Source organism: Polynucleobacter sp. MWH-Braz-FAM2G (genome assembly GCF_018687635.1).
In the GTDB taxonomy this organism is placed as follows: Bacteria; Pseudomonadota; Gammaproteobacteria; order Burkholderiales; family Burkholderiaceae; genus Polynucleobacter.
This window is the reverse complement of the sequence record NZ_CP061300.1, coordinates 1,666,674-1,686,967: the sequence shown is the minus strand read 5'-3', so window position 1 is coordinate 1,686,967 and position 20,294 is coordinate 1,666,674. Positions and strand designations below refer to the sequence as shown.

General features: G+C 44.0%; 24 protein-coding genes and 1 other RNA gene. 12 read left to right on the top strand and 13 right to left on the bottom strand.

Going from position 1 to position 20,294, the window contains the following annotated elements:
- The first annotated feature begins 53 nt into the window (after positions 1-53).
- Positions 54-995 carry a 3-hydroxyacyl-CoA dehydrogenase family protein gene (locus tag FD973_RS08560; protein ID WP_215322924.1) on the top strand — a complete coding sequence of 314 codons (942 nt, stop codon included), beginning with the start codon at positions 54-56 and terminating at the stop codon, positions 993-995.
- 41 nt (positions 996-1,036) lie between these two features.
- Here FD973_RS08560 and FD973_RS08555 read toward each other — a convergent pair whose 3' ends face one another.
- On the bottom strand, positions 1,037-2,242 hold the full coding sequence (locus FD973_RS08555; protein ID WP_215322923.1) for an MFS transporter: 1,206 nt from the start codon (positions 2,240-2,242) through the stop codon (positions 1,037-1,039).
- 44 nt (positions 2,243-2,286) lie between these two features.
- Here FD973_RS08555 and FD973_RS08550 point away from each other — a divergent pair, with 44 nt between their 5' ends.
- Entirely contained in the window at positions 2,287-2,967 is a 681-nt protein-coding gene (locus tag FD973_RS08550; protein WP_215322922.1) for a cytochrome b/b6 domain-containing protein, read from the top strand.
- On the opposite strand, the gene FD973_RS08545 is transcribed toward FD973_RS08550, so the two are convergent.
- Positions 2,968-3,420, bottom strand: a complete 453-nt coding sequence (locus FD973_RS08545) for a cytochrome c (protein ID WP_215322921.1) — start codon at positions 3,418-3,420, stop codon at positions 2,968-2,970.
- 87 nt (positions 3,421-3,507) lie between these two features.
- Complete coding sequence (locus FD973_RS08540) at positions 3,508-4,170, bottom strand: site-2 protease family protein (protein ID WP_215322920.1); 663 nt, start codon at positions 4,168-4,170, stop codon at positions 3,508-3,510.
- A gap of 28 nt (positions 4,171-4,198) precedes the next feature.
- Between FD973_RS08540 and FD973_RS08535 the strand changes: the two genes are divergently transcribed.
- From FD973_RS08535 to crcB, 4 genes are read left to right on the top strand one after another with little or no spacing between them, the layout of a single operon-like run.
- Positions 4,199-4,366, top strand: a complete 168-nt coding sequence (locus FD973_RS08535) for a hypothetical protein (protein WP_215322919.1) — start codon at positions 4,199-4,201, stop codon at positions 4,364-4,366.
- A 44-nt stretch (positions 4,367-4,410) separates the two neighbouring features.
- Entirely contained in the window at positions 4,411-4,548 is a 138-nt protein-coding gene (locus FD973_RS08530) for a hypothetical protein (RefSeq protein ID WP_215322918.1), read from the top strand.
- 9 nt (positions 4,549-4,557) lie between these two features.
- A complete protein-coding gene (gene ygiD, locus FD973_RS08525; protein WP_215322917.1) occupies positions 4,558-5,337 on the top strand; it encodes a 4,5-DOPA dioxygenase extradiol in 780 nt (259 codons plus the stop codon).
- Positions 5,338-5,347: 10 nt separating this feature from the next.
- Entirely contained in the window at positions 5,348-5,725 is a 378-nt protein-coding gene (gene crcB, locus FD973_RS08520; protein ID WP_215322916.1) for a fluoride efflux transporter CrcB, read from the top strand.
- 44 nt (positions 5,726-5,769) lie between these two features.
- On the opposite strand, the gene FD973_RS08515 is transcribed toward crcB, so the two are convergent.
- The 7 genes from FD973_RS08515 to FD973_RS08485 form a co-directional block, all read right to left on the bottom strand.
- A complete protein-coding gene (locus tag FD973_RS08515) occupies positions 5,770-6,747 on the bottom strand; it encodes a tripartite tricarboxylate transporter substrate binding protein (protein WP_215322915.1) in 978 nt (325 codons plus the stop codon).
- Between the two features lie 28 nt (positions 6,748-6,775).
- Entirely contained in the window at positions 6,776-7,297 is a 522-nt protein-coding gene (locus FD973_RS08510; RefSeq protein WP_215322914.1) for a chromate transporter, read from the bottom strand.
- Positions 7,297-7,833, bottom strand: a complete 537-nt coding sequence (locus FD973_RS08505) for a chromate transporter (protein WP_215322913.1) — start codon at positions 7,831-7,833, stop codon at positions 7,297-7,299. Before FD973_RS08505 ends, FD973_RS08510 begins: the two co-directional genes overlap by 1 nt.
- Before the next feature lie 22 nt (positions 7,834-7,855).
- Positions 7,856-8,833: a D-2-hydroxyacid dehydrogenase family protein gene (locus FD973_RS08500; protein WP_215322912.1), complete on the bottom strand. Its 978-nt coding sequence runs from the start codon at positions 8,831-8,833 to the stop codon at positions 7,856-7,858.
- Positions 8,834-8,853: 20 nt separating this feature from the next.
- Positions 8,854-10,227: an MmgE/PrpD family protein gene (locus FD973_RS08495; protein WP_215322911.1), complete on the bottom strand. Its 1,374-nt coding sequence runs from the start codon at positions 10,225-10,227 to the stop codon at positions 8,854-8,856.
- A 57-nt stretch (positions 10,228-10,284) separates the two neighbouring features.
- Positions 10,285-11,289, bottom strand: a complete 1,005-nt coding sequence (locus tag FD973_RS08490; RefSeq protein ID WP_251368754.1) for a tripartite tricarboxylate transporter substrate binding protein — start codon at positions 11,287-11,289, stop codon at positions 10,285-10,287.
- Between the two features lie 76 nt (positions 11,290-11,365).
- Positions 11,366-12,142, bottom strand: coding sequence for a sulfurtransferase (locus FD973_RS08485; protein WP_215322910.1), 777 nt, complete (start codon positions 12,140-12,142; stop codon positions 11,366-11,368).
- Positions 12,143-12,230: 88 nt separating this feature from the next.
- Here FD973_RS08485 and FD973_RS08480 point away from each other — a divergent pair, with 88 nt between their 5' ends.
- The 6 genes from FD973_RS08480 to FD973_RS08455 all read left to right on the top strand — a co-directional run bounded on the left by FD973_RS08480 (position 12,231) and on the right by FD973_RS08455 (position 18,820).
- Positions 12,231-13,244: a tripartite tricarboxylate transporter substrate binding protein gene (locus FD973_RS08480; protein ID WP_215322909.1), complete on the top strand. Its 1,014-nt coding sequence runs from the start codon at positions 12,231-12,233 to the stop codon at positions 13,242-13,244.
- 22 nt (positions 13,245-13,266) lie between these two features.
- Entirely contained in the window at positions 13,267-13,818 is a 552-nt protein-coding gene (locus FD973_RS08475) for a carboxymuconolactone decarboxylase family protein (RefSeq protein WP_215322908.1), read from the top strand.
- A gap of 21 nt (positions 13,819-13,839) precedes the next feature.
- Positions 13,840-14,694: a pirin family protein gene (locus FD973_RS08470; RefSeq protein WP_215322907.1), complete on the top strand. Its 855-nt coding sequence runs from the start codon at positions 13,840-13,842 to the stop codon at positions 14,692-14,694.
- Entirely contained in the window at positions 14,695-15,873 is a 1,179-nt protein-coding gene (locus FD973_RS08465; RefSeq protein WP_215322906.1) for a class I SAM-dependent methyltransferase, read from the top strand.
- 30 nt (positions 15,874-15,903) lie between these two features.
- Positions 15,904-17,754 (top strand): tetratricopeptide repeat protein, encoded by a 1,851-nt coding sequence (locus tag FD973_RS08460; protein ID WP_215322905.1) that lies wholly within the window; start codon positions 15,904-15,906, stop codon positions 17,752-17,754.
- A 208-nt stretch (positions 17,755-17,962) separates the two neighbouring features.
- Complete coding sequence (locus tag FD973_RS08455; RefSeq protein WP_215322904.1) at positions 17,963-18,820, top strand: sialate O-acetylesterase; 858 nt, start codon at positions 17,963-17,965, stop codon at positions 18,818-18,820.
- Positions 18,821-18,825: 5 nt separating this feature from the next.
- On the opposite strand, the gene FD973_RS08450 is transcribed toward FD973_RS08455, so the two are convergent.
- The 3 genes from FD973_RS08450 to ssrA all read right to left on the bottom strand — a co-directional run bounded on the left by FD973_RS08450 (position 18,826) and on the right by ssrA (position 20,241).
- Positions 18,826-18,999 (bottom strand): Flp family type IVb pilin, encoded by a 174-nt coding sequence (locus FD973_RS08450; protein ID WP_215322903.1) that lies wholly within the window; start codon positions 18,997-18,999, stop codon positions 18,826-18,828.
- A gap of 218 nt (positions 19,000-19,217) precedes the next feature.
- The gene (locus FD973_RS08445) at positions 19,218-19,793 is read right to left on the bottom strand and encodes a hypothetical protein (protein ID WP_215322902.1); all 576 of its coding nucleotides are present in this window, start codon (positions 19,791-19,793) and stop codon (positions 19,218-19,220) included.
- A gap of 89 nt (positions 19,794-19,882) precedes the next feature.
- Positions 19,883-20,241: a transfer-messenger RNA gene (ssrA, locus tag FD973_RS08440) on the bottom strand.
- Positions 20,242-20,294: the final 53 nt, after the last annotated feature.

The window sequence follows — 20,294 nt, the reverse complement described above, 5'->3', positions numbered from 1 at the left end:
CTCATTGTAAGAGGATTTTTAAGAAAAAGTCCGCAGCCCTTTAGGAGAAATGCATGTTATTTACCCCAGCCGAAACGAAGGTGGTCATTGTCGGGGGCGGCACTATGGGCGCAGATGTTGCGGCGGTATGTGCTCGCGGCGGTTGCGCGGTACAAGTGGTTGAACCAACAACAGAACGACGTGCGCTATTGCCCGATTACTTCGCCAATACGATGGCTGAACTTGGTTATGAGCACCGTGTTCATCTTCTTAGTGTTGCAGGAACGCTTGAAGAAGTAGATTGGTCTGATATCGATTTAGTAATTGAGTGCGTCCCAGAGCGCTTGGATATCAAGCGAGAGTTATTTGCCAAGCTGGAGAAGTATGCAAAGCCGGAAGCGGTATTGGCGAGCAATAGTACAAGTTTTCCTATCAGTGAGATTGCAAGCGGATTAAAGACAGCAGCCAGAATGATTGGTTTGCATTTCTTTATGCCTGCCCATTTAGTGCCTTGTGTGGAAGTTGTTTATGGTGAAAAGACTTCACCAATGGTTGGTGAAAGTCTTTCACGTTTGATGACAGCGTGTGGCATGGTGCCAGTCACCGTCAAAAAAGATCTTCCTGGATTCTTGGCGAATCGATTGCAGCATGCGCTTTCGCGTGAGGCCTTTGCTATGGTTGATGCGGGTATATGCACTCCTGAAGATATTGATAAGGCAGTGCGGTTTGGATTTGGCTTTCGTTATATAGCGGCAGGGCCAGCGATGCAAAGAGATCATGCTGGTCTAGAAGTGCACGGCGCTGGTGGGGCAACTATTTATCCCACATTAAATAATTCTCCGACAATAGCGAAATGCCTAAGTGATCGCATTGCAAGTGGTAAGTTTGGTATGAAGACTGGCGAGGGATTTTTTACTTGGACTGCTGAGTCAATAAAAGCAGAACGAGAGCGCTACCAAGAAGCATTGCGTGCTGGATTAAAAATTATCCAGAAAGATTTACCAAAAATTAAATAGCAAGTGAACAGTTAAGTTTTAAGTTGGTATATCTAGGGGGCTTAAGAAATATCTTTTAGATGAAGCTTGCTAAGGTGTGGAGCAAGGCGATGCGTTATTAATACGACGACAATCGTTGCTACTCCACCAAAGACAATTGATGGCACCAAACCCATTAAGCTAGCCGCAATACCAGATTCGAGAGCGCCCAACTCATTCGATGAGCCGATAAAGATTCCATTGATGGCGCTAATTCTGCCGCGCATATGATCTGGGGTCGTCAGTTGCATGATGCTTCCTCGAATCACGACAGATACAGTATCAAAAAATCCAGATGCAAACAGGAAGAAGGCACATAGCCACAAATTGCTAGAAATTCCGAAGGCGATAATAGCTGCCCCAAATCCTGCAACGGAAAGGAGAAGATGTCTTCCCGAATTGGTTAGGATGGGATGGCGAGCTAGGTACATTCCTGTTATCACCGCTCCTGCCGCGGGTGCAGCGCGCAATATTCCTAAAGTTTCTGGTCCCGCATCGAGCACCTCTTTAACAAATGCTGGAAGAATAGAAACTGCACCACCAAAGAGAACGGCAAACATATCAAGTGCCATGATCCCTAAGATCAATTCATGTTTTCTGACGTAATGAAAGCCTTCTAAAAAGCTTTTCAAGAATTGGTGAGGTAAGCCACTATTTTTTTCTTGTGCGGCAGTAATAAAGGTAATCCCATATAAGCCAATCGCCCCACATAAAGCGGCAAGCAAGTAAGTCCACTCCAATCCCGCAAAGCCGATCATGAGTCCACCCAATCCAGGCCCTGCCACGACGCAAATTTGAAAAGCAGAAGTTGCATATGCTGTGTAGCGTGGAAGTTGATCTCTTGGGATGATTTGCCCAAAAAGCGCTTGATAGGATGGTCTTAGTAAAGCACGACCGACGCCAATAAAAGCTACCGCAGTGTAGATCAGTGGCACTGGAGGGGAAATCCAGTCTAGTGCGATAACTGTTAAAAACAAGCCTACTGCAATATGTATGAGACAGGCAATTGCAGCTATCCATTTTCGAGAGTAATGATCAACTGCATGACCAGCATATAGGGCTAATACAAAGTAGGGAACTAGCTCTGCAAGACCAATTAAGCCTAGAGAAACAACGCTATTGGTGATCTCGTAAAGATGCCAACCTACCGCAACCATCGTAATTTGATAGCTCAGCGTTGCGCCAATGCGATAGATCAGTAGAGTTCTAAAAGATTTGCCAGGATTCATGAATTTCTTTTAGTGTAAGGGAGAAGCTGCTTTATCCTTGAGGTATGAAAAAAATTATCCGTGTTTGGGATTTGCCGATCCGTCTCTTTCATTGGCTACTAGTCTTTTGTATAGCTGGAAGTTTCATCACCATCAATATGGGTGATGAATTTGTTCAATGGCACGCCTACTGTGGCTACAGTATTTTGGTCTTGCTGATTTTCAGAATTGTCTGGGGCTTTATTGGCTCTAGGCATGCGCGTTTTGCTTCATTTTTCCCCAACAAAGAAGCGATTCTCAATTACTTGAATGGAACCTCCCCCCGTGTTCTTGGGCATAACCCCTTGGGAGCACTATCTGTTTTTGCTTTACTTTTTGTCTTATGTGTCCAAGTGATTACTGGCTTATTTGTGGATGATGAGGTGTCATTCCAGGGGCCTTTAGCGAAATATGTGTCTGATTCAGTTGGCTCGTTTTTATCTGAAATTCATGAGGGTAACCAGGTAGTGATTCTGACCCTTATTACGATTCATATCGCGGCGATTTGGTATTACAAAAAATTTAAGGGTGAAAACTTAATCAAGCCCATGATCAGTGGCGATAAAGAAATTGACCCAAGTGAGGAGGCAAATTATTTGCCTAATGACTTGGGTCAAGCCTCCAAGGATGGAGTGTTACAACGGGGTCTTGCGCTTTTGCTATTGAGTTTAATTGCAGTAGCGGTAGGTTATTTGATTAGCAAGTAATTATTTTTTCTTGAAATCATCATGACAACCTTTGCAAGTTGCACCTGCCGCACCAAATGACTTCTTGATACTTTCTAGATCGCCGGACTGAGCGGCTTTATTGAGATCTGCAACGGCTAACTGCATTTTTTCTGAAGCGGCTTTAAATTTAGCGTTGTCGGACCAAACATCTGATTGCGCTTTTCCACCTTCAGTGCCCGGACCAAAAGCCTGCCATGGGAGTGTGGACATCATTGCAACAATTGCGGCATTCTTGGCGACTTCATCTTTGTTGTAAGGGGCTTCGCCCTTAACAACAGCACCAATTTTTCCAAAAGAATTGGCCATTACCGTAAATGCGCTCTGACGGTATTTAATGGCATCTTCTGGTTTTTGAAATTGCGCCAATGCTACTCCTGCGCTAATCGTTAAAACACTGGCCGTACTGATAGATAAAATTTTCTGCAGTTTCATGGAAATCCCCTTGAGATCAATTGGTTGATGGAAGTCACATAGCGTTTGGTCAGCATACTCCAGAAGGAATGAGAATGCACAACTAGTTTAAAAAAGCATTTGCAGTGGGTAGGTGATCAGGTAGATGACCCCTTTAAAAAAAGCCATTAAGGGCTCCATCCAAAGATTGCCAATGACACCTGTAAATACCAAGCCAAGGACGATAAAAAATCCCCATGGCTCAATTTTTCCGAAGGCAATGGATTGGCGTGGGGGTAATAAGCTGGAGAGAATGCGGCCTCCATCTAGTGGAGGTAGTGGGAACAGGTTAAACACTAACAAGCCCAGATTCCAAAGGATACCGGCTTGAGCCATGGAGGTGAAAAACTTCTCATTGATGCCAAAGCCCAAGAGCGTTATCAAGAATATCGCCCAAATAAGCGCTTGTATGAAATTAGAACCAGGGCCTGCTAAGGCCACCCAAATGGAGTCGATCCTCGGATTTCTGAGGCGTCCAAAATTAACCGGTACTGGTTTGGCGTACCCCACTAAAAAGGGTGATCCAGTCAGTAAGAGTACTAGGGGAATCAGAATGGTGCCCACAGGATCTATGTGTTTCGCTGGGTTTAGGCTTACCCGCCCCAGCATGTAGGCAGTGTTATCCCCAAATTTACGGGCAGCATAACCATGGGCTGCCTCATGGATGGTGATGGCAAAAATCAAGGGAATCGCATTAATGGCGACGGCTTGGATAGAATAGTCGGTAATCATGGCAATATGATATCCATAGGAGCTCAAAGTGACAGACGAAAAGAAACCTGAATCAAAAAACCCGATTAAAGCCGCAATTGCTAAGCCTCCAGCCCGTCCACCTGCTCCAAAAGGACCTCCTGGCCCAGCAGGAAGGCCTCAGGCAGGCTTTGGCGGGGGAAAAGGTATGATGCGTAAGGCTGGTCGCGGTCGATAGTGGATAATTACACTATTCATTAATGTGTTTACAGAGGATTTAGCATGAACGAATGGCATAACGAATCTAAAGAAGAAGTTAATAAAAAGATCATCACTCTGATCATCATGTTGGCAGCTGCCACCAGCTTGGCTATTTTGTTCGCATTGGTTGCGGCTCATACAGGTTACGTATTCGGTTAATCAGTATCAATGACTAGCCATCGCCAACCTGCAGTATTTGCTGGCCATGGCAGTCCGATGTATGCCATAGAGCCTAATCGCTATACCGCGGCATGGACGGCTCTTGGAAAGTCATTAAAGCGTCCTGACGCTGTCCTAGTAATTTCTGCGCATTGGGTAACTCGAGGAACTTGGGTTACTGCAATGAAAAATCCAAAAACTATTCACGATTTTGGCGGCTTTCCTCAGGCGCTATTTGATATTCAATATCCAGCGCCAGGAAGCCCTGCTTTAGCTGATCGCGTTCAAGAGTTATTGAGCGTCCCCGTAGTGCTCGAAGAAAATGAGTGGGGCATCGATCATGGGGCTTGGTCGATTCTGAAATATATCTACCCCAATGCTGATGTACCAGTAGTGCAGTTAAGTCTGGATGGCTCAATGTCTGCAAGGGAGCATTACGAGTTAGCCAAACAACTTCGCCCTTTACGAGATGAAAATATATTGATTTTGTCTAGCGGTAATATCGTTCATAACTTGCGCACTATTCATTGGCAAGATGGGGCAGAGCCGTATCCTTGGGCAAAAGACTTCAATGAATTTTTTGCCTCTGAAATTCATGCAAATCATCATGATCAGCTGATTGATTGGGGGCGCTATGGTGAAGCAGCTCATTTATCAATTCCAACTGCAGAGCACTATTGGCCCGCTTTATACACTTTGGCTTTACAGCAAGAAGATGAGCGCGCCAAAGTATTTATTGATGGAATTGAAATGAGTTCAATCAGCATGCTGGGTTTTTCCATTCAATAAAGAGCGGACTATGTGGGTATCTATCCTTGCAATCTTCTTTGGCGCAGGTCTAGGGGCTTTGCTAAGAGCGGGATTTAATTTCTTAACTGTGGGTTTTGCTTCAGTTATTCCTATGGGAACTCTGATTTCAAATTTGGTGGGCGGCTACCTAGTAGGACTTGCTGTTGCGTTTTTTGGAAATAATCCGCAGCTGTCACCAGAATGGCGCTTGTTGGTAGTGACTGGCTTCTTAGGGGGTCTTACCACTTTCTCTAGTTTTTCTGCTGAGGTGGTTGGTTTTATTCAGCGTGGAGAGTTTACTTGGGCGTTGGGTACTGCTTTGTTGCACCTGATTGGCTCACTTGTACTTACTTTCCTGGGTATTTTGACTTATCAAGCGCTCAAATAAAATTAGGGGCTTAGAGCCCCTAATGTTCTTGTCGATTTACATCTTTACTCTGGTTTGATATTCGCGGTTTTTACAACCGCACTCCACTTGGCGGCCTCGGCTTTAATGAGGGCGGCAAACTCGGCAGGACTCCCTCCGCCTATCTCATTACCTTGCGAGAGCATCAACTCTCTTAACTGAGGATCTTTGAGGGCTTCATTGGCTGCGGCATTTAATTTATCAATAATTGGTTTTGGTGTTCCTTTGGGGGCAATCAACCCTTGCCAATTTAATACTTCGACTTTTGGATAGCCTGCTTCAGCGAATGTGGGTACATTGGGTAATAAAGGAGAGCGCTTCTTGCTGGTTATGGCAATGGGGCGCAACTTATCAGCTTTAATGCTGGGCATTGCTGAATACATTTGATCGAACATCATGGTGACATTGCCTGCCATGAGATCAGTTAATCCAGCTGACCCACTCTTATAGGGCACGTGAATCATATCGATGCCAGCATTTTGTTTGAATAATTCTGCTGATAATTGATGGCTACCACCTATGCCGCCTGAAGAGAAGGTAAGTACACCAGGCTTCGCTTTAGCTGCAGCAACGATATCTTGGACCGTTTTATATGGTGAGTTTGGGTTAACTACTAAAACTAAAGGACCCTTTTCTATCAATATGATGGGGGTTAAATCAGTCTCAGGGTCGTAACGCAAATTTCCGAATAATGTTTTATTAACGGCCATGGGTGCGAAGTTACCCATTCCGATGGTGTATCCATCTGGAGCGGCTCTAGCAATAAATTCAGTACCTATATTGCCGCCAGCCCCTGGCTTATTGTCGACAATGATAGGTTGCTTGAGAATGACACTCATCTTTTGGGCAATCTGACGACTACGAGAATCTGAACCACCTCCAGCGCCGTATGGCACGATGAAATTAATGGGTTTATTTGGGTAATTGCTTTGTGCAAATGACGCACCACTAAAAATGGATAGCAGGCCAATTACGCAGATGGAGAAGTTTTGAAGAATACGCATATAGAGTCCGTGGTATTTCGTGAAGCGATTAGATCAATCCAAGGCCGCCCAATAAACCGCCAATGGCAATGAGATAGAGTGGGTGCCAACGTGTAAACAATGTAAATCCAATGGTTGCTATGGTCAAGACATAGGCGGCTATGCTGTGATTAATTTGGATGGCAATTTGCCATGCAGAAGCAAGTACGAGACCTATTGCTAAGGCAGCCGCAGCATATTGAATAGATTTTTTGGTGATGGGATCTTTGATGCCCAAGATCAGTTTTTGTAAAAAATAAATCAGGATAGAGGAGGGCCATGCTATGGCTAGCGTAGCCAGAAAAGCTCCTGGTATGCCAAAAATATGCCAACCTAATAAGGTGACCGTCATAAAGTTAGGGCCTGGCGCTGCTTGAGCGATTGCAAAGTAATCTGAAAAAGTTTGCAGATCAATCCAGTGTTCTTGATAAACCGCTAGGTTCAATAATTCAGGTAGTAAAGCGTTTACACCACCAAAAGCGACCAGCGAAAAGGCTGATAGTTTTAGGAAGACACTTAAAAGCATAGCCATTAACGAAGTGCTTTCTTACGGGCCAAGAAAAGTGCCAAGGGTAAAACTGCAAGTACCACCCAACCTAATCCAAGATGAAAGTACGTTACAGCGCAAAAAGTAATAACAACCACAAGGAGCATTAGCGGAAAGCGGAACTCATCGCGCAGCATCTTGAAACCGGTGGAGGCGATGAGACCGACACCTACTGCAGAGATGCCTCGTAGTAGCCCTTTTACTGTGTCTAGGTAACTAAAGTGCTGATAGAGCATAGCCAGTATCAACACAACCGCAATCGGCCCGATAGTCAAACCAAGTACCGCCGCAAGTGCTCCCCTTGCTCCTGCAAATCGTGAGCCAACGCAAACGGCTAGGTTCACAATATTGGGGCCTGGAACGATTTGGCAAATTCCTAGGATGGAACTAAATTCCTCAGAAGTGAGAATTTTGTCTCGCTCTACTAGAGTTCTTCTAGCCCAAGGAAGAACTCCGCCAAAACCGGACATCCCAATCTTGCTAAAGCTAATAAAGAGTTGTGTAGGTGTCAGACTATTCACGAATAGAGCTTTTGGCTGAAGTTTATTGAGGCTTAAAGGGATGTGGCAGAGGTTTATTTTCAAGCCATGCTTCTAATGTCTCAGTAATTCCTTTTGAGAAAGCTTCAAAAATAGGTTCAGCAATAAATCCGAGATGGGGTGTGACTAATAGGTTGGGAGTATTGCGGAGTGCGTCATTTTCAGGGAGCGGTTCAATATCAAAGACATCTACTGCAGCTTGCCCAGGCCTACCTGCAGCTAATGCTTTCTGAAGATCGGGCATATTAATAAGGGCTGCGCGGGAGGTGTTCACAAGGATCGAGTCAGGGCGCATAAGGGCCAATTGATCTGCGCTAATTAAACCTTTTGTTCCAGGGCCAGCCACTAAGTGCATGGATACAACTTTGGAGGTTTTCAGAAGCTCATCTAAGCTTACTGCTTTAGCATTTTCTGCGGCAGCTCGCTCTGGTGTCATGCGTGGACTCCAAGCTACTACTTCCATGCCAAATGCTGCGCCAACGCGCGCTACGCGACTACCAATTGCGCCAAGACCCATAATGCCCAAGCGTTCACCCGAAAGCATTGGTAGCAGAGACATTGCATCACGCCAACCACCAGAGGCAATCAATTTGTTTTCTTCTACGAGTCGCTTGGAGGCACCCAGAATCAAAGCCCAGGTTAATTCTGCGGTGGTTTCTTTGGATGGACCGCCGGGTGTGCATGCCATTGGAATATTTCTGGAAACTAAAGCAGCTGCCTCCAAGGTGACGTTACGTTCACCAGTAAACATCAAGAACTTTAGCTTTGGTAAGCGAGCGATCATCGCTTCATTGAATGGGGAGCGATCTCTAACAATGGCAATAGCATCGGCATCTTTTACAGCCTCAAATAAAGCTTCATCTCGCAGGGGCTCATGATGAAACGTAAGATTCGCTTGCTGGTCTAACTTGTCCCAATTAGAAAAGCGACGTAGAGCGCGCTCGTAGTCTCCGAGTACAACGATGTTTGGTAATGAGGCCATAAAAAAGCTTTCGGTTGAGATTAGTCTGGAGTGCAAAGGCTCAGAATTTGTTTGAGGTCTTGCGCTTGGCCTAATTTCCACAAAGCAGAAATTAGTTGACGAGTTTTTTCTTTGCCAATAATTGGTTCAGCCAAACTAGTGAACTTTTGCTCTAAGTTGGCGTCACTCATTGGGTTTTCTACAGAGCCAATCGCATTCTTCACAAAAATGTGCACTTCTTTGCCGTCTTTCAAGAATGCTTTGACGTCAACAGAAGCTTCACTAATGGAGGTATCAGTGGTGGCATTCACTTTAGCGCGCAGAGCGACAACGTCAGGACGGTTGACGATGTCATCCGCATATTCCCCTTCGCCTGCTTGGCCAAAAATTAAACCTACGGCACAGCCGTGATAAACGCTGAACTTACCTTCTAGCCCATCTTTAGGCGTTTTTTTGCCAGTTAATTCCAAGACCAATGGGTGTACGCGCAATTCAATACGCTCAACATCTTCTGCTTTAACGCCTTGGGCGCGTAATTGCGCACAAGCATCAATGGCTGGATGAATCACAATGCCACAAGCAAAAGGCTTATATGTATTTAAGGAAATCTCAAAAGACTTTCCTAGGGCACGATCAATCTCAGTCCAATCACACTTAGTAGATACGGTTTGCATATATCCGCGACCAGCTTCAAGCGCTTTAGGGCTAGCAGTAAATCCATGCTTTGCGAGCAAAGCAGAAAGTTGTCCTGCTCGTGCAGCACCACCCGGATGAAATGGTTTTGTCATGGTGCCGAATTGCTCACGCATACCAACTGGTTGCGATGCTGCAATACCAAGAGCCATAGTAGTTTTCTGAAGGTCTAGACCCATTAAGCGAGAGCATGCAGCGGCAGAGCCAAGCATACCTGTGGAGCCAGTAATATGCCAGCCACGATGGTAATGATCTGGGTACATTGCATTACCAACTCGGCAAGCTACATCAATTCCAAGAATTAAAGAGTCAATCATTTGACGTCCATTCGCGTTGATATGTTCGCCAAGAGCCAAGATGGCTGAAGCAACAGGACCTGCTGGGTGGATCACTGTTTTGAGATGAGTGTCATCAAAGTCGAAAGTGTGGGAGCTAATGCCGTTAATCAATGCCGCGCCACCCATGTCCACTTTATCTTTGCGCCCTAAAATACTAGCTTGTGGAGCTGGTTGAAATTCACGAATGGCGGCCAATGAAGATTCAACACTTTCATGATTGGCGGCGCCGATAGCGCAACCAAGCCAATTTAAAAATGTACGATGAGCTTCATGCTCAACTTCTGGAGTCCAACCCTGGCTTGGGTGTGCATTTACGAACTCAGCCAAAATTTTAGTAACTGGCGGAGCATTTAGATCAGCTGCTGCGGCGATAGCGTGGGACATATTTGAGTTCCTATAAATTGATTTAGATAATTTTTGGATAGATAAGTGAATGAGAAGTTATTCAATTTCGATATTGCGGTCTTTGGCTACTTTTGCCCAGCGTGCAATATCTTCTTTGATGTAATTGGTAAATTGCGCAGGCGTCATGGGCATTAATGTCATAGCCTCGCTTGTCATTTTTTCCGAGAAGTCTGGCAAAGCGAGCACCTTATTTAATTCTGCATTGAGTTTTGTGACAATCGCAGGCGGTAGATTAGCGGGGCCTACTAAGCCGTACCATTGTTGACCATCAAAACCGTTGTAACCCAACTCCTTAAAGGTTGGAATATTGGGCGCAGCTGAACTACGCTTAGATCCGGTAACGGCAAGTCCACGAACCCGATTGGTGGAGATGTAAGGGAGCGCGGCAAACAAGGTGGGGAACATAGCTTGAGTTTGACCCGCTAAGAGATCAGTATATGCAGGACCAACACCTCGGTAAGGTACGTGCACCATAAAGATTCCGGCGGCTAATTTGAGTTGCTCCATACCTAGGTGGGTAAGAGTCCCTGGCCCTGCGGAACCATAGCTTAATTTAGCCGGGTTCTTTTTTGCATAATCCACAAACTCTTTAAAGTTCTTGATGGGTAATTCGGGATTAATGATTAGGACATTCGGCGTGGCGCCTATCATACCGATTGGTGTGAAATCCTTGATCGCGTCATAGGGCAATTTGCGTACCGCAGGATTGGTTCCATGTGTACCTACATAGGCAATCATCAGGGTGTAGCCATCTGCTGGTGCTTTAGCGGTTGCTTGTGAGGCTATAGATCCACCACCACCGCCCATATTTTCTACAACGACCGTTTGGCCGATGGAGCGAGAAAGTTTTTCTGCTACTGCACGCGCAATATTATCTAAGCCACCTCCAGCGGCGACAGGTGCAATAAGTTTGATAGGTTTAACAGGATATGCTGGTCCGGCACTTTGTGCCTGAGCATTGAGCTGGATTGCCATTCCCAGAAATGCAAATAGAAAGAATGACAAAAAAATCGGCTTTTGCCGATTAATCGATGTAGACATGTCTCGAGTCCGAATTATTGTTATTTATTAGTTTGATACAGCTTGGTAATTTTACTATTTATGTGCTCAACCCATATCAGGATGTGCTCGCTTTAAGTTTTTTACGGATAGAGCGCTCTACTGGGATCGAGTCGAGATTGGGCTCGAGCGCCTCGCGCTCATCAAAGACAAAGCAACTACCTTGGTAGTGGGCAGAGCCAACCTCTTCGAAATACTTCAGAATCCCGCCCTCAAGCTGGTAGCTGTGTTCCATGCCTATTTCTCGCATATAAAGGCCGGATTTTTCGCAGCGAATGCCGCCAGTGCAGAAGCTAACGAGTGTTTTATCTGCTAATTCGTCTTTGTGTGCTGAAATCGCTGCAGGAAACTCGGTGAACTTTTCAATATTGAAATGCAAAGCATTCTCAAAGGTTCCGTAGTCAACCTCAAAAGCATTTCGTGTGTCTACCATAACGACTGGACGTCCAAGATCGTCGGTTCCGCGATCTAGCCATTCTTGTAATTTCTTGGGGCTAATGAAATTTGCTCGACCCTTCTCTGGTTGAATGGTCGGATGATTCATGCGGATGATTTCATTTTTCAGTTTGACCAACATCTTTTTGAAAGGCTGATCTTCTGACCAGCTTTCCTTGGCTGTTAGTGGTGCAAACCGAGGATCGGTGCGTAACCAATTTAAAAAACCACGTAGTTCATCCGCTCTGCCTGCAAGGAACATGTTGATGCCCTCGGCAGTTAATAAGATTGTGCCCTTCAAGTGGCGAGCATTGCATTCATCTAGTATCTTGGCGCGCAGTTCTGGCAAGCCATCTAGGCTAACAAATAAATAGGCGGCAATATTCAGGATTGACTTCATTTTTCTCTCGCTTGGCTACCTTTGCATTATCGAGCAAATAGGCTACAGGGGTGTTAACCTTAAGGTCTTATTTATAGGAGACAAACCCATGCTGGATTTAATAAAATCGGCCAAAAGAGCCTTTAAAAACATCATATTAGGTTCACTTATAGTCTTTGGCCTGAGTGGATTTGTACTAGCTCAAACTGCAGGAGTGGGCACCTGGCCCACCCAAAAACCAATCCGTTTGATTGCTGTATTCCCGCCAGGTGGCTCAGTTGATCAGGTAGCACGGGTTTTGGCTCCCGCTTTACAGGCTGAGTTAAAGCAAAACGTGATTGTTGAAAATATTGGGGGTGCATCAGGCGTTATTGGCACTTCGGCTATGACTCGATCTGATCCTGATGGTTATACCTTTGCGGTGGTATTTGACACCCATGGCGTTAATCCGAGTCTGAAAGACAAGCTTCCCTATGACTCCATCAAAGATATTGCGCCTGTGATTTTGGTGGGCACATCACCAATGGTTTTAGTTGCCAGCAAGAAGTCTGGCATTACTAGTTTTAAGCAACTAGTTGATCTCTCAAAGACTGGTAAACAGTTTAGCTACGGCTCAATCGGTATTGGTAGTTTGGGGCATTTGGCAATGGCTCGTCTTGCAAAACAAGCAGGCTTTGATTGGAACCATATTCCTTATCGTGGCGGCGGTCCTTTGATGCAAGATGCATTAGGCGGTCAAGTTGAATTAGCAGTTGGCTCAGAGTTTTTAGTAAAGCCGCATATTGATAGTGGGGGCGTAATTCCATTGGTGATTACTACAGCCAAGAGATCACCTTCATTGCCTAAGGTGCCGACTATTTCAGAGAGTGGTTTTCCTGGGTTTAGTGCGCCAGCTTGGTGGGCAGTAGTGGCGCCAGGTAAAACACCTCCAGCGATCGTTGACTCAATGAACAAAGCTTTGAATAAAGCATTGAAGACTCCCGCTGTTGCCGAAAAGTTCAAGGCTCAAGGTATTGAGATTGTGGGCGGTACGCCTGATGCGGCTCGCGAATTTATTGGCAAGCAAATTGGCATCTGGGGCAAGTTCGTCATTGAAAACAATATTAAAGAAACTGCTCAGTAAGAAGTATTTATAAAAGGTATCTATGTCAGAACGTTTAATACCATACCAGCCAATGGATTTGGCTGAGCCAGCTGAGTTGGTGGCCGCTATTCGCAAACGACGCGGCGGTCAGTTTATTAATTTGGATCGTATGCTTTTGCATAGCGTTCCTATTGCGGAGGGTTGGAATCATTTCATTGGTGAGATTCGTAATAACCTTTCTTTAGATCCTAAGCTACGTGAGTTAGCCATGTGCGGGGTAGCAGTATTAAATGGCGCTGAGTATGAATTTTTTCACCATGCACCTCCTTTTAAGAAAGCGGGCGGTACAGAAGAGCAAGTTCAAGGTATACGTCTTATTGGGCAGCCGAATTTTCCAAAAGAGTTGTATTCCCCTGTAGAAAACGACGCTGCTGAGTTAACCTTTCAGATGACTCGCAACATCAAAGTGGATCCTGAGCTAATGAAGCGTTTGCAAAAATCCTTGGGAAGTACTGATACGGTAGAACTGGTGACGGTGATTGCCGCTTACAACATGGTATCTCGCTTTTTGATTGCATTAGATGTTCATCCTGAAGAACATCCACCAGTCTAAAAAGGAAAGATTTATATCAATATGATCCGCAACATCCAAACGATTATTCCTGGAATCGCTACATCTGATGGCGCAGGTGTGAAGTTGCGACGCAGTCTTGGTGGGCAGAATCAAGTCAGGCTAGATCCTTTCTTGATGCTAGATGAGTTTTCCTCCAATGATCCGAATGACTATGTAGCTGGCTTTCCAGCACATCCACATCGGGGTTTTGAGACGGTGACCTATATGTTGGAAGGGCATATGTTGCATGAAGATCATTTAGGCAATCAAGGGCACTTAAAGACTGGTGGCGTTCAATGGATGACGGCAGGGCGCGGCATTATTCACTCTGAGATGCCACAGCAGGTTAGCGGTGCTATGCGCGGCTTTCAATTGTGGATTAACCTGCCGGCCAAGGAAAAGATGAAAGCGGCAGGGTACAAAGATATTCAAGTAGACGAGATTCCCAAGCTTGCTCTAGAAAACGGCGGTGCAGTAAAGGTGATCGCGGGCGCATTCATTCAAAACGGTAAAGATGTTCAAGGCCCCATTCAGGGTATTACTACATCGCCATTATTTTTGGATGTGCACTTACCTTCTGGCGCTGAATTTGAACACCGCATTCCAAAAGAGCTCAATGCGTTTGTCTATGTATACGAGGGTGAGTTAGAGATTGGTGCACCCTCGAGGTCAGTTCCAAAGCAGGCTGCCATTGTTCTTGGTGATGGCGATCGCTTTAAAGCGAAAGCAGGGTCTGTTGGTGCTCAATTTATTGTTTTGGCGGCTTTACCTCTGCATGAGCCAATTGTTCAATATGGTCCCTTCGTTATGAATACGCGTGCTGAGATTGAGCAAGCAATTGATGATTATCAAAATAATCGCTTTGTGGTTTCCTAGGTGACTCAGTCAACAAACCTTCAATGGGAAGATGGTGGTCAAACTCATAGTGCTAAATGGCATTCTGAAAATGGTATCGCACCACATAAGAGGATTCAGATTGTTGACGATACTCTGACCGCCGATCTTGCATATCGCCTTGCCTGTGAAGGCACAGCGATGCTTTATAAGGGCGACTTTCAGAATGCTCGACAACTCTTGCAAGCATTGGTTCGCAGAGTAGATAGGCCTTCTAAAAAATCCACTAGGGTAAATAAAGTTGCAAAAGAAAAATCGAAGAGTCCATTAGATAGGTTCAACCTACATCGCCTTGCTCAATCACAACGTGCACGCATCTTGGGGATGGTATTAATTCTTATAAACGCTGATCACAGCATTTCTTTGAGGCGTGCACCTGATGTAGCCCAAGCTTGTGCAGAGGCTTATGGTGAGCAGTCCTCGCCATATGTTATCTCCTTACGTGAATTGCTCGGTGTGATTAGTGCGCATGAGTGGCGTAAGAAGGGTGTGCCAATTTTGGCGAGAGATGAGGAAGAGATTCGTATTCATCCTCACTATGGAGTGTTTTCACCGATTCGCGGGGAGTATATAGAGCTTGTTCTTAAAGCTCCGCTCCCAGCTTTAATAAAGCAAAATTCAATTGCGTTTGATATTGGCACAGGAACTGGGGTGCTAGCAGTGGTACTAGCTATGCGTGGTATCCAAGAAATTATCGCCACTGATTTAAATGAGCGTGCAATAGCTTGTGCGCTAGAGAATGTTAACCGTCTCCAGCTAAATTCTCATGTGAAAGTGACAAAGATTGATTTGTTTCCAGAAGGTAAGGCTACGCTGGTAATTTGCAACCCCCCTTGGTTGCCTGCTAGGCCGAGCTCTTCTCTAGAGCACGCGGTGTATGACCCTGATAGTCAGATGCTCAAAGGATTTTTGGGTGGATTAAAAGAACATCTACTGCCTGATGGTGAGGGTTGGTTAATTCTTTCGGATTTGGCCGAACACATGGGTTTAAGAACGAGAGAAGAGCTTCTGAGTTGGATTGAGCAAGCTGGCTTAAAAGTCAACTCACGTTTGGATACTAAGCCAACACACCAGAAAGCATTTGATAAGACAGATGCATTGTACGAAGCGCGATCTAAGGAGATCACATCATTATGGCGATTGCGTCCTCAAATATCCTAGAATTATGTCTTTGAACTTTTAAAGTCTCGCATGCTCACACAAGTTTTGACGGCTTTACAAAATCAGGATCTTTTGAGGGCTCAGTTCTTACTGAAAGAAATCCTTGCTTCCTCTCCAAATAATCTAGATGCTATGCATTTGATGGGGATAGTTTGTGGGATGATGGGAAGACCAAATGAAGCCTTGCCGTTTTTCGAGCAGTGTTTGCAGATAAATCCACAAGATGCGATGTTGCGTTTTAATTTGGCAAAAGCACTTTCTTCATTGCAAAGAGATGGTGATGCTCTTGAACATCATCAGCAAGCAGCAAAATTGGATCCATCTAACCAGGATATTTGGCTTAATTACGGCAGAAGCTTGGATAATCTGAGAAAGCGCAAAGAAGCTTTGGCTTGTTATGAGAAAGCTGTATCGCTCAAGCCAGATCTGATGGAGGGTTGGTTTAATAAGGGCAAGATTCTTGGGGAATTGAAATGCTACGACGAGGCATTAAATTCTTATATGAGGGCATATCAACTCCGACCCACAGAACCCTTCTTGCTCGGAATTATCTTGCATTACAAGATGTTGATATGTGATTGGGCTGATTTGGATGGCCTATATGAACACATACAACAAAATTTGAGAAACGGCCTAAAAATTGTTGAGCCTTTTGGCTTTCAGGGAATATCACATTCGGAAAGCGATCTTTTATTAGCAGCAAAAATTTTTGCTAATGAACGCTATCCTTTGCGCCAAGCTGGTCCAATTTTAGCTAAACCAATCAGAAAAAAAATAAGAGCGGCTTATTTGTGCGGGGAGTTTAGAGACCAAGCCACTTCTGTGCTTATGACTGGTGTTTATGAATCTCACGACAAAGAAAAATTCGAAATTTTTGCTTTAGATAACGGATGGAATGATGGGAGTGTATTGCGCAATAGGATGGAACAGGCTTTTCAAGAAATGATTGATATCAGCTCTCTATCGGACGAAGCTGTTGCGGAGTTAATAAAAAATCTTGATATAGATATATTAGTGAATTTAAATGGTTATTTTGGGGAGGCTCGTCCAAATGTATTTGCTCGGCATCCAGCGCCAATACAGGTAAATTTTCTTGGGTTTCCTGGAACCTTAGGTGCATCTTATATGGATTACTTAATTGCAGATCCTATTATTATTCCTCCTACAAGTCAGGAGTATTACGTAGAAAAAATTGCTTATATGCCCAATAGCTACCAAGCAAATGATTCAAAACGTATCATTTCTGACCGAATTTTTTCAAGGTCAGAATTGGGTTTGCCTGAAAATGGATTTGTTTATTGTTGTTTCAATAATAACTATAAGATTACTCCTCAAACTTTTGATTGTTGGATGAGGATTTTGAAGGCTGTCGATGGAAGTGTGCTCTGGTTAATTGAAGATAATGTTTTTGCGGCCAACAATTTAAGGATTGAGGCAAAAAATAGAGGGGTATCACCAGACCGGATTATTTTTGCTACTCGCTTATCGCTTCCGGATCATTTGGCGCGTCATAGCAATGCTGATCTTTTCTTGGACACCCTTCCATATAATGCGCACACTACCGCTAGTGATGCTTTGTGGACCGGATTACCAGTGTTGACTTGCCTAGGGAATACATTCCCCGGAAGAGTGGCCACTAGTTTGCTTAGTGCATTAGAAATGCCTGAATTAATTACTAATTCAATGCAGGAATATGAGAATCTTGCAGTTGAGCTTGCCAATAGTCATGATAAATTTCAAGCGATTAAAAACAAACTGCTAAATCATCTCAACACTAAGTCTTTGTTTGATACTCAAACGTATACAAGAGACTTGGAAGATTTATATCAAAAAATGTACGATCGTTATCAAGCAAACTTAAATCCAGAACATCTTTATTAGCAAATCCCTTGATCTAAAGAAGTTGCTTTACTTTGATGTTTGGTTAATAAAATTGCCGCATACTCAAAATTTGAGGCTAAAGTTTAATTGTCAGTATTACGGGTGCATGCTTGACATTTATTTTTACATTAATACTGAGCTGGTATAAATTAGAATATATCTCAGCAATCAGCAGATGTTAACTAAAGGGCGTGAGATGCTGAGCAATATGAAAAAGAAAAATTCATATGCAATAAAAATTGTGATTTTTATTCTTTATCTTGTGCTGATTTATTTTGGTTTTTATAGGAAAGATTTCATTCGCATAGATAAATACGAAAGATTGGTAAGTTTTCCTGGTAAGACCAAAGTCGAATGTCCGACACAGAAGAAAGAAACCGGTGTATTGCTTGTTATAGGCCAGTCAAATTCAGCAAATTATGCTGAAAAGATATATGCAACTGAGTTTCCAGATAAGGTTTTTAATTACTTCGATGGAAGATGTTATGTGGCATCTTCACCATTGTTAGGAGCCTCTGGGATTTATGGGGAATTTATCACGCCGCTTGCTGATAAATTGATCAAAGATGGCATCTATGAAAATGTAATCATCATATCGGCGGGCATAGGTGGAACTCCTATATCCCGCTGGAAATCAGGAGGAGACTTGAATAATATCTTGCTTGATTCTTTAAAAGGGCCGGAAGCTTCTTATAGAGTTACAGATATTATTTGGCACCAAGGAGAGGCTGATTTTCTTCTTGGCACTTCAGCAGATGAGTATTTCCGTTCATTTCATTCCCTTGTTGATTCTCTTGGGAGTAGCATCGCGAATGCAAAAATATTTATTTCCATCTCGACTAAATGTGGCTCTGACCCTACATGGCACGTTAATAATCCAGTTGCTCGTGGGCAGAAAGCACTGATTGATAGCAAGCAGATTTTCTTGGGGGCTGATACTGACGTTTTATTAGAAAGACAAGATAGACGTGTTGAGGATGACTGCCACTTAAGCCAAAGTGGGCAAGAAAAAACAGCTAGAGACTATGCAAATTCAATCGGGAAGGCCCGAAGCAATCTACGGTAATTTTTTTATATTGCTGAGTTGATTGCGCTAAAAGTTGCACTGGAAGAGGTGCCAACTTTACCAACAATAAGATAAATAGCCACTAGAATTGCGCCCGCTATTAGAGCGTACTCAATGGCAGTGATGCCATCTTCTTGATGAATTAAATTCCTAAAAAATAATAATATTTTTGAAGCCATATTTTTGCGCCTTGCAAATTGAATGCCTCTTTGGGAAATATTCGAGAGCATTTGATGTCATTATAGGTTGATTCATAGCGTAGATGGAGAAAGCTTCTAAAATAGAGATATTTATCCTTGCCGGTTAAATCTGCGCCAATTTAATGATTACGGTGCAATTAAAACAATAAAACGCTTGCAATCGAATTTAAATGAGTCGTTAATTAATGACCTGAAGATCAATTCTTTTTTGTTGCTATCGCATGGGCCGTCATTGAGGCCGCAGTTCTAAACAGGACCGTAGCATTTTGTTCGTAGCTGCAAACTCGGCAATTGTTGATAGCTTCGTATTTGTATTCTGCAACCGCATTCCCGTTCTTGTCTTTGACGATGGCCTGCATGATTACTTGAGAATCTCCAAGCTCGGAGGAGGTCATGAGTTTTGCTTCCGCTTTATTTGGGAATCTAATATTTACCACCGTGACATCCATGTTTAGACCAGTGCCCGCGCTTGGGCTAATCAAATGCTTCTCCGCTAACACCTCGTTAATGATGGACTCAAACTTATAACGGTCATATCCTCGTTGGGCCAATTCAGCATTATTTCCAATTACTTTGGACGAATCCGTCAGCGTAAAACTAACGATTTGATTCTCTGGAGAAATCACTTCGTTTTGAAATACCACCTTTGTGGCAAAACTGTCGGCGAATGTTTCGCCAGAATAGCCGTGCCAATAACTCCAATTTGAGTTGGCATGAACGCAACCCAAAAGGAGGATGGGAAGCAACAGAATGGGGTAGCGGGTAAATTTCATCAAAGTCTTGAATTAGGATCTATTTCCAACGATTAATCGATCTTAACTCAGGACTTATTAGAAACATTGGGCGGTCCAATGAATGGTAATGGTGGAGTCGGCGGGAATCGAACCCGCGTCCGCAAATCCTCTACAACAAGTTCTACATACTTAGTCATATCATTTGATTTAATCAGTTAAGCACGGATTGACACGTTCTTCTCTGACGATTCACTAGGTTTTCGTACTATTCTTCGTGACGCAAAATAGTCTTATCTCTTGTATATGACCCTGATGTAGCTTGCGCTACCTGACCCAAGAGAGAATCAGTTCAGGGGCAACCGCATTTAAGCGGCTAGTGCGTAACGTTCGTCGTTAGCAGTTATTGCATTCCCATTGATTTACGAGATAACGGGTCCTCGGTATGCCCTTGATGCTTTGTAATCCACGTCGAAACCATGTCGACCCCAGAGTTCATGCATAAGAGTATCTATTTTAAAGCCGCTGACTTTAAATTGCTTG

What these genes read in the sequence shown, in the direction of transcription:
- FD973_RS08560 (WP_215322924.1), top strand. Translation starts at nt 54, where the DNA reads ATGTTATTTACCCCAGCCGAAACGAAGGTGGTCATTGTCGGGGGCGGC.
- FD973_RS08555 (WP_215322923.1), bottom strand. Translation starts at nt 2,242, where the DNA reads ATGAATCCTGGCAAATCTTTTAGAACTCTACTGATCTATCGCATTGGC.
- FD973_RS08550 (WP_215322922.1), top strand. Translation starts at nt 2,287, where the DNA reads ATGAAAAAAATTATCCGTGTTTGGGATTTGCCGATCCGTCTCTTTCAT.
- FD973_RS08545 (WP_215322921.1), bottom strand. Translation starts at nt 3,420, where the DNA reads ATGAAACTGCAGAAAATTTTATCTATCAGTACGGCCAGTGTTTTAACG.
- FD973_RS08540 (WP_215322920.1), bottom strand. Translation starts at nt 4,170, where the DNA reads ATGATTACCGACTATTCTATCCAAGCCGTCGCCATTAATGCGATTCCC.
- FD973_RS08530 (WP_215322918.1), top strand. Translation starts at nt 4,411, where the DNA reads ATGAACGAATGGCATAACGAATCTAAAGAAGAAGTTAATAAAAAGATC.
- ygiD (WP_215322917.1), top strand. Translation starts at nt 4,558, where the DNA reads ATGACTAGCCATCGCCAACCTGCAGTATTTGCTGGCCATGGCAGTCCG.
- crcB (WP_215322916.1), top strand. Translation starts at nt 5,348, where the DNA reads ATGTGGGTATCTATCCTTGCAATCTTCTTTGGCGCAGGTCTAGGGGCT.
- FD973_RS08515 (WP_215322915.1), bottom strand. Translation starts at nt 6,747, where the DNA reads ATGCGTATTCTTCAAAACTTCTCCATCTGCGTAATTGGCCTGCTATCC.
- FD973_RS08510 (WP_215322914.1), bottom strand. Translation starts at nt 7,297, where the DNA reads ATGGCTATGCTTTTAAGTGTCTTCCTAAAACTATCAGCCTTTTCGCTG.
- FD973_RS08500 (WP_215322912.1), bottom strand. Translation starts at nt 8,833, where the DNA reads ATGGCCTCATTACCAAACATCGTTGTACTCGGAGACTACGAGCGCGCT.
- FD973_RS08495 (WP_215322911.1), bottom strand. Translation starts at nt 10,227, where the DNA reads ATGTCCCACGCTATCGCCGCAGCAGCTGATCTAAATGCTCCGCCAGTT.
- FD973_RS08490 (WP_251368754.1), bottom strand. Translation starts at nt 11,289, where the DNA reads ATGTCTACATCGATTAATCGGCAAAAGCCGATTTTTTTGTCATTCTTT.
- FD973_RS08485 (WP_215322910.1), bottom strand. Translation starts at nt 12,142, where the DNA reads ATGAAGTCAATCCTGAATATTGCCGCCTATTTATTTGTTAGCCTAGAT.
- FD973_RS08480 (WP_215322909.1), top strand. Translation starts at nt 12,231, where the DNA reads ATGCTGGATTTAATAAAATCGGCCAAAAGAGCCTTTAAAAACATCATA.
- FD973_RS08475 (WP_215322908.1), top strand. Translation starts at nt 13,267, where the DNA reads ATGTCAGAACGTTTAATACCATACCAGCCAATGGATTTGGCTGAGCCA.
- FD973_RS08470 (WP_215322907.1), top strand. Translation starts at nt 13,840, where the DNA reads ATGATCCGCAACATCCAAACGATTATTCCTGGAATCGCTACATCTGAT.
- FD973_RS08460 (WP_215322905.1), top strand. Translation starts at nt 15,904, where the DNA reads ATGCTCACACAAGTTTTGACGGCTTTACAAAATCAGGATCTTTTGAGG.
- FD973_RS08455 (WP_215322904.1), top strand. Translation starts at nt 17,963, where the DNA reads ATGAAAAAGAAAAATTCATATGCAATAAAAATTGTGATTTTTATTCTT.
- FD973_RS08450 (WP_215322903.1), bottom strand. Translation starts at nt 18,999, where the DNA reads ATGGCTTCAAAAATATTATTATTTTTTAGGAATTTAATTCATCAAGAA.
- FD973_RS08445 (WP_215322902.1), bottom strand. Translation starts at nt 19,793, where the DNA reads ATGAAATTTACCCGCTACCCCATTCTGTTGCTTCCCATCCTCCTTTTG.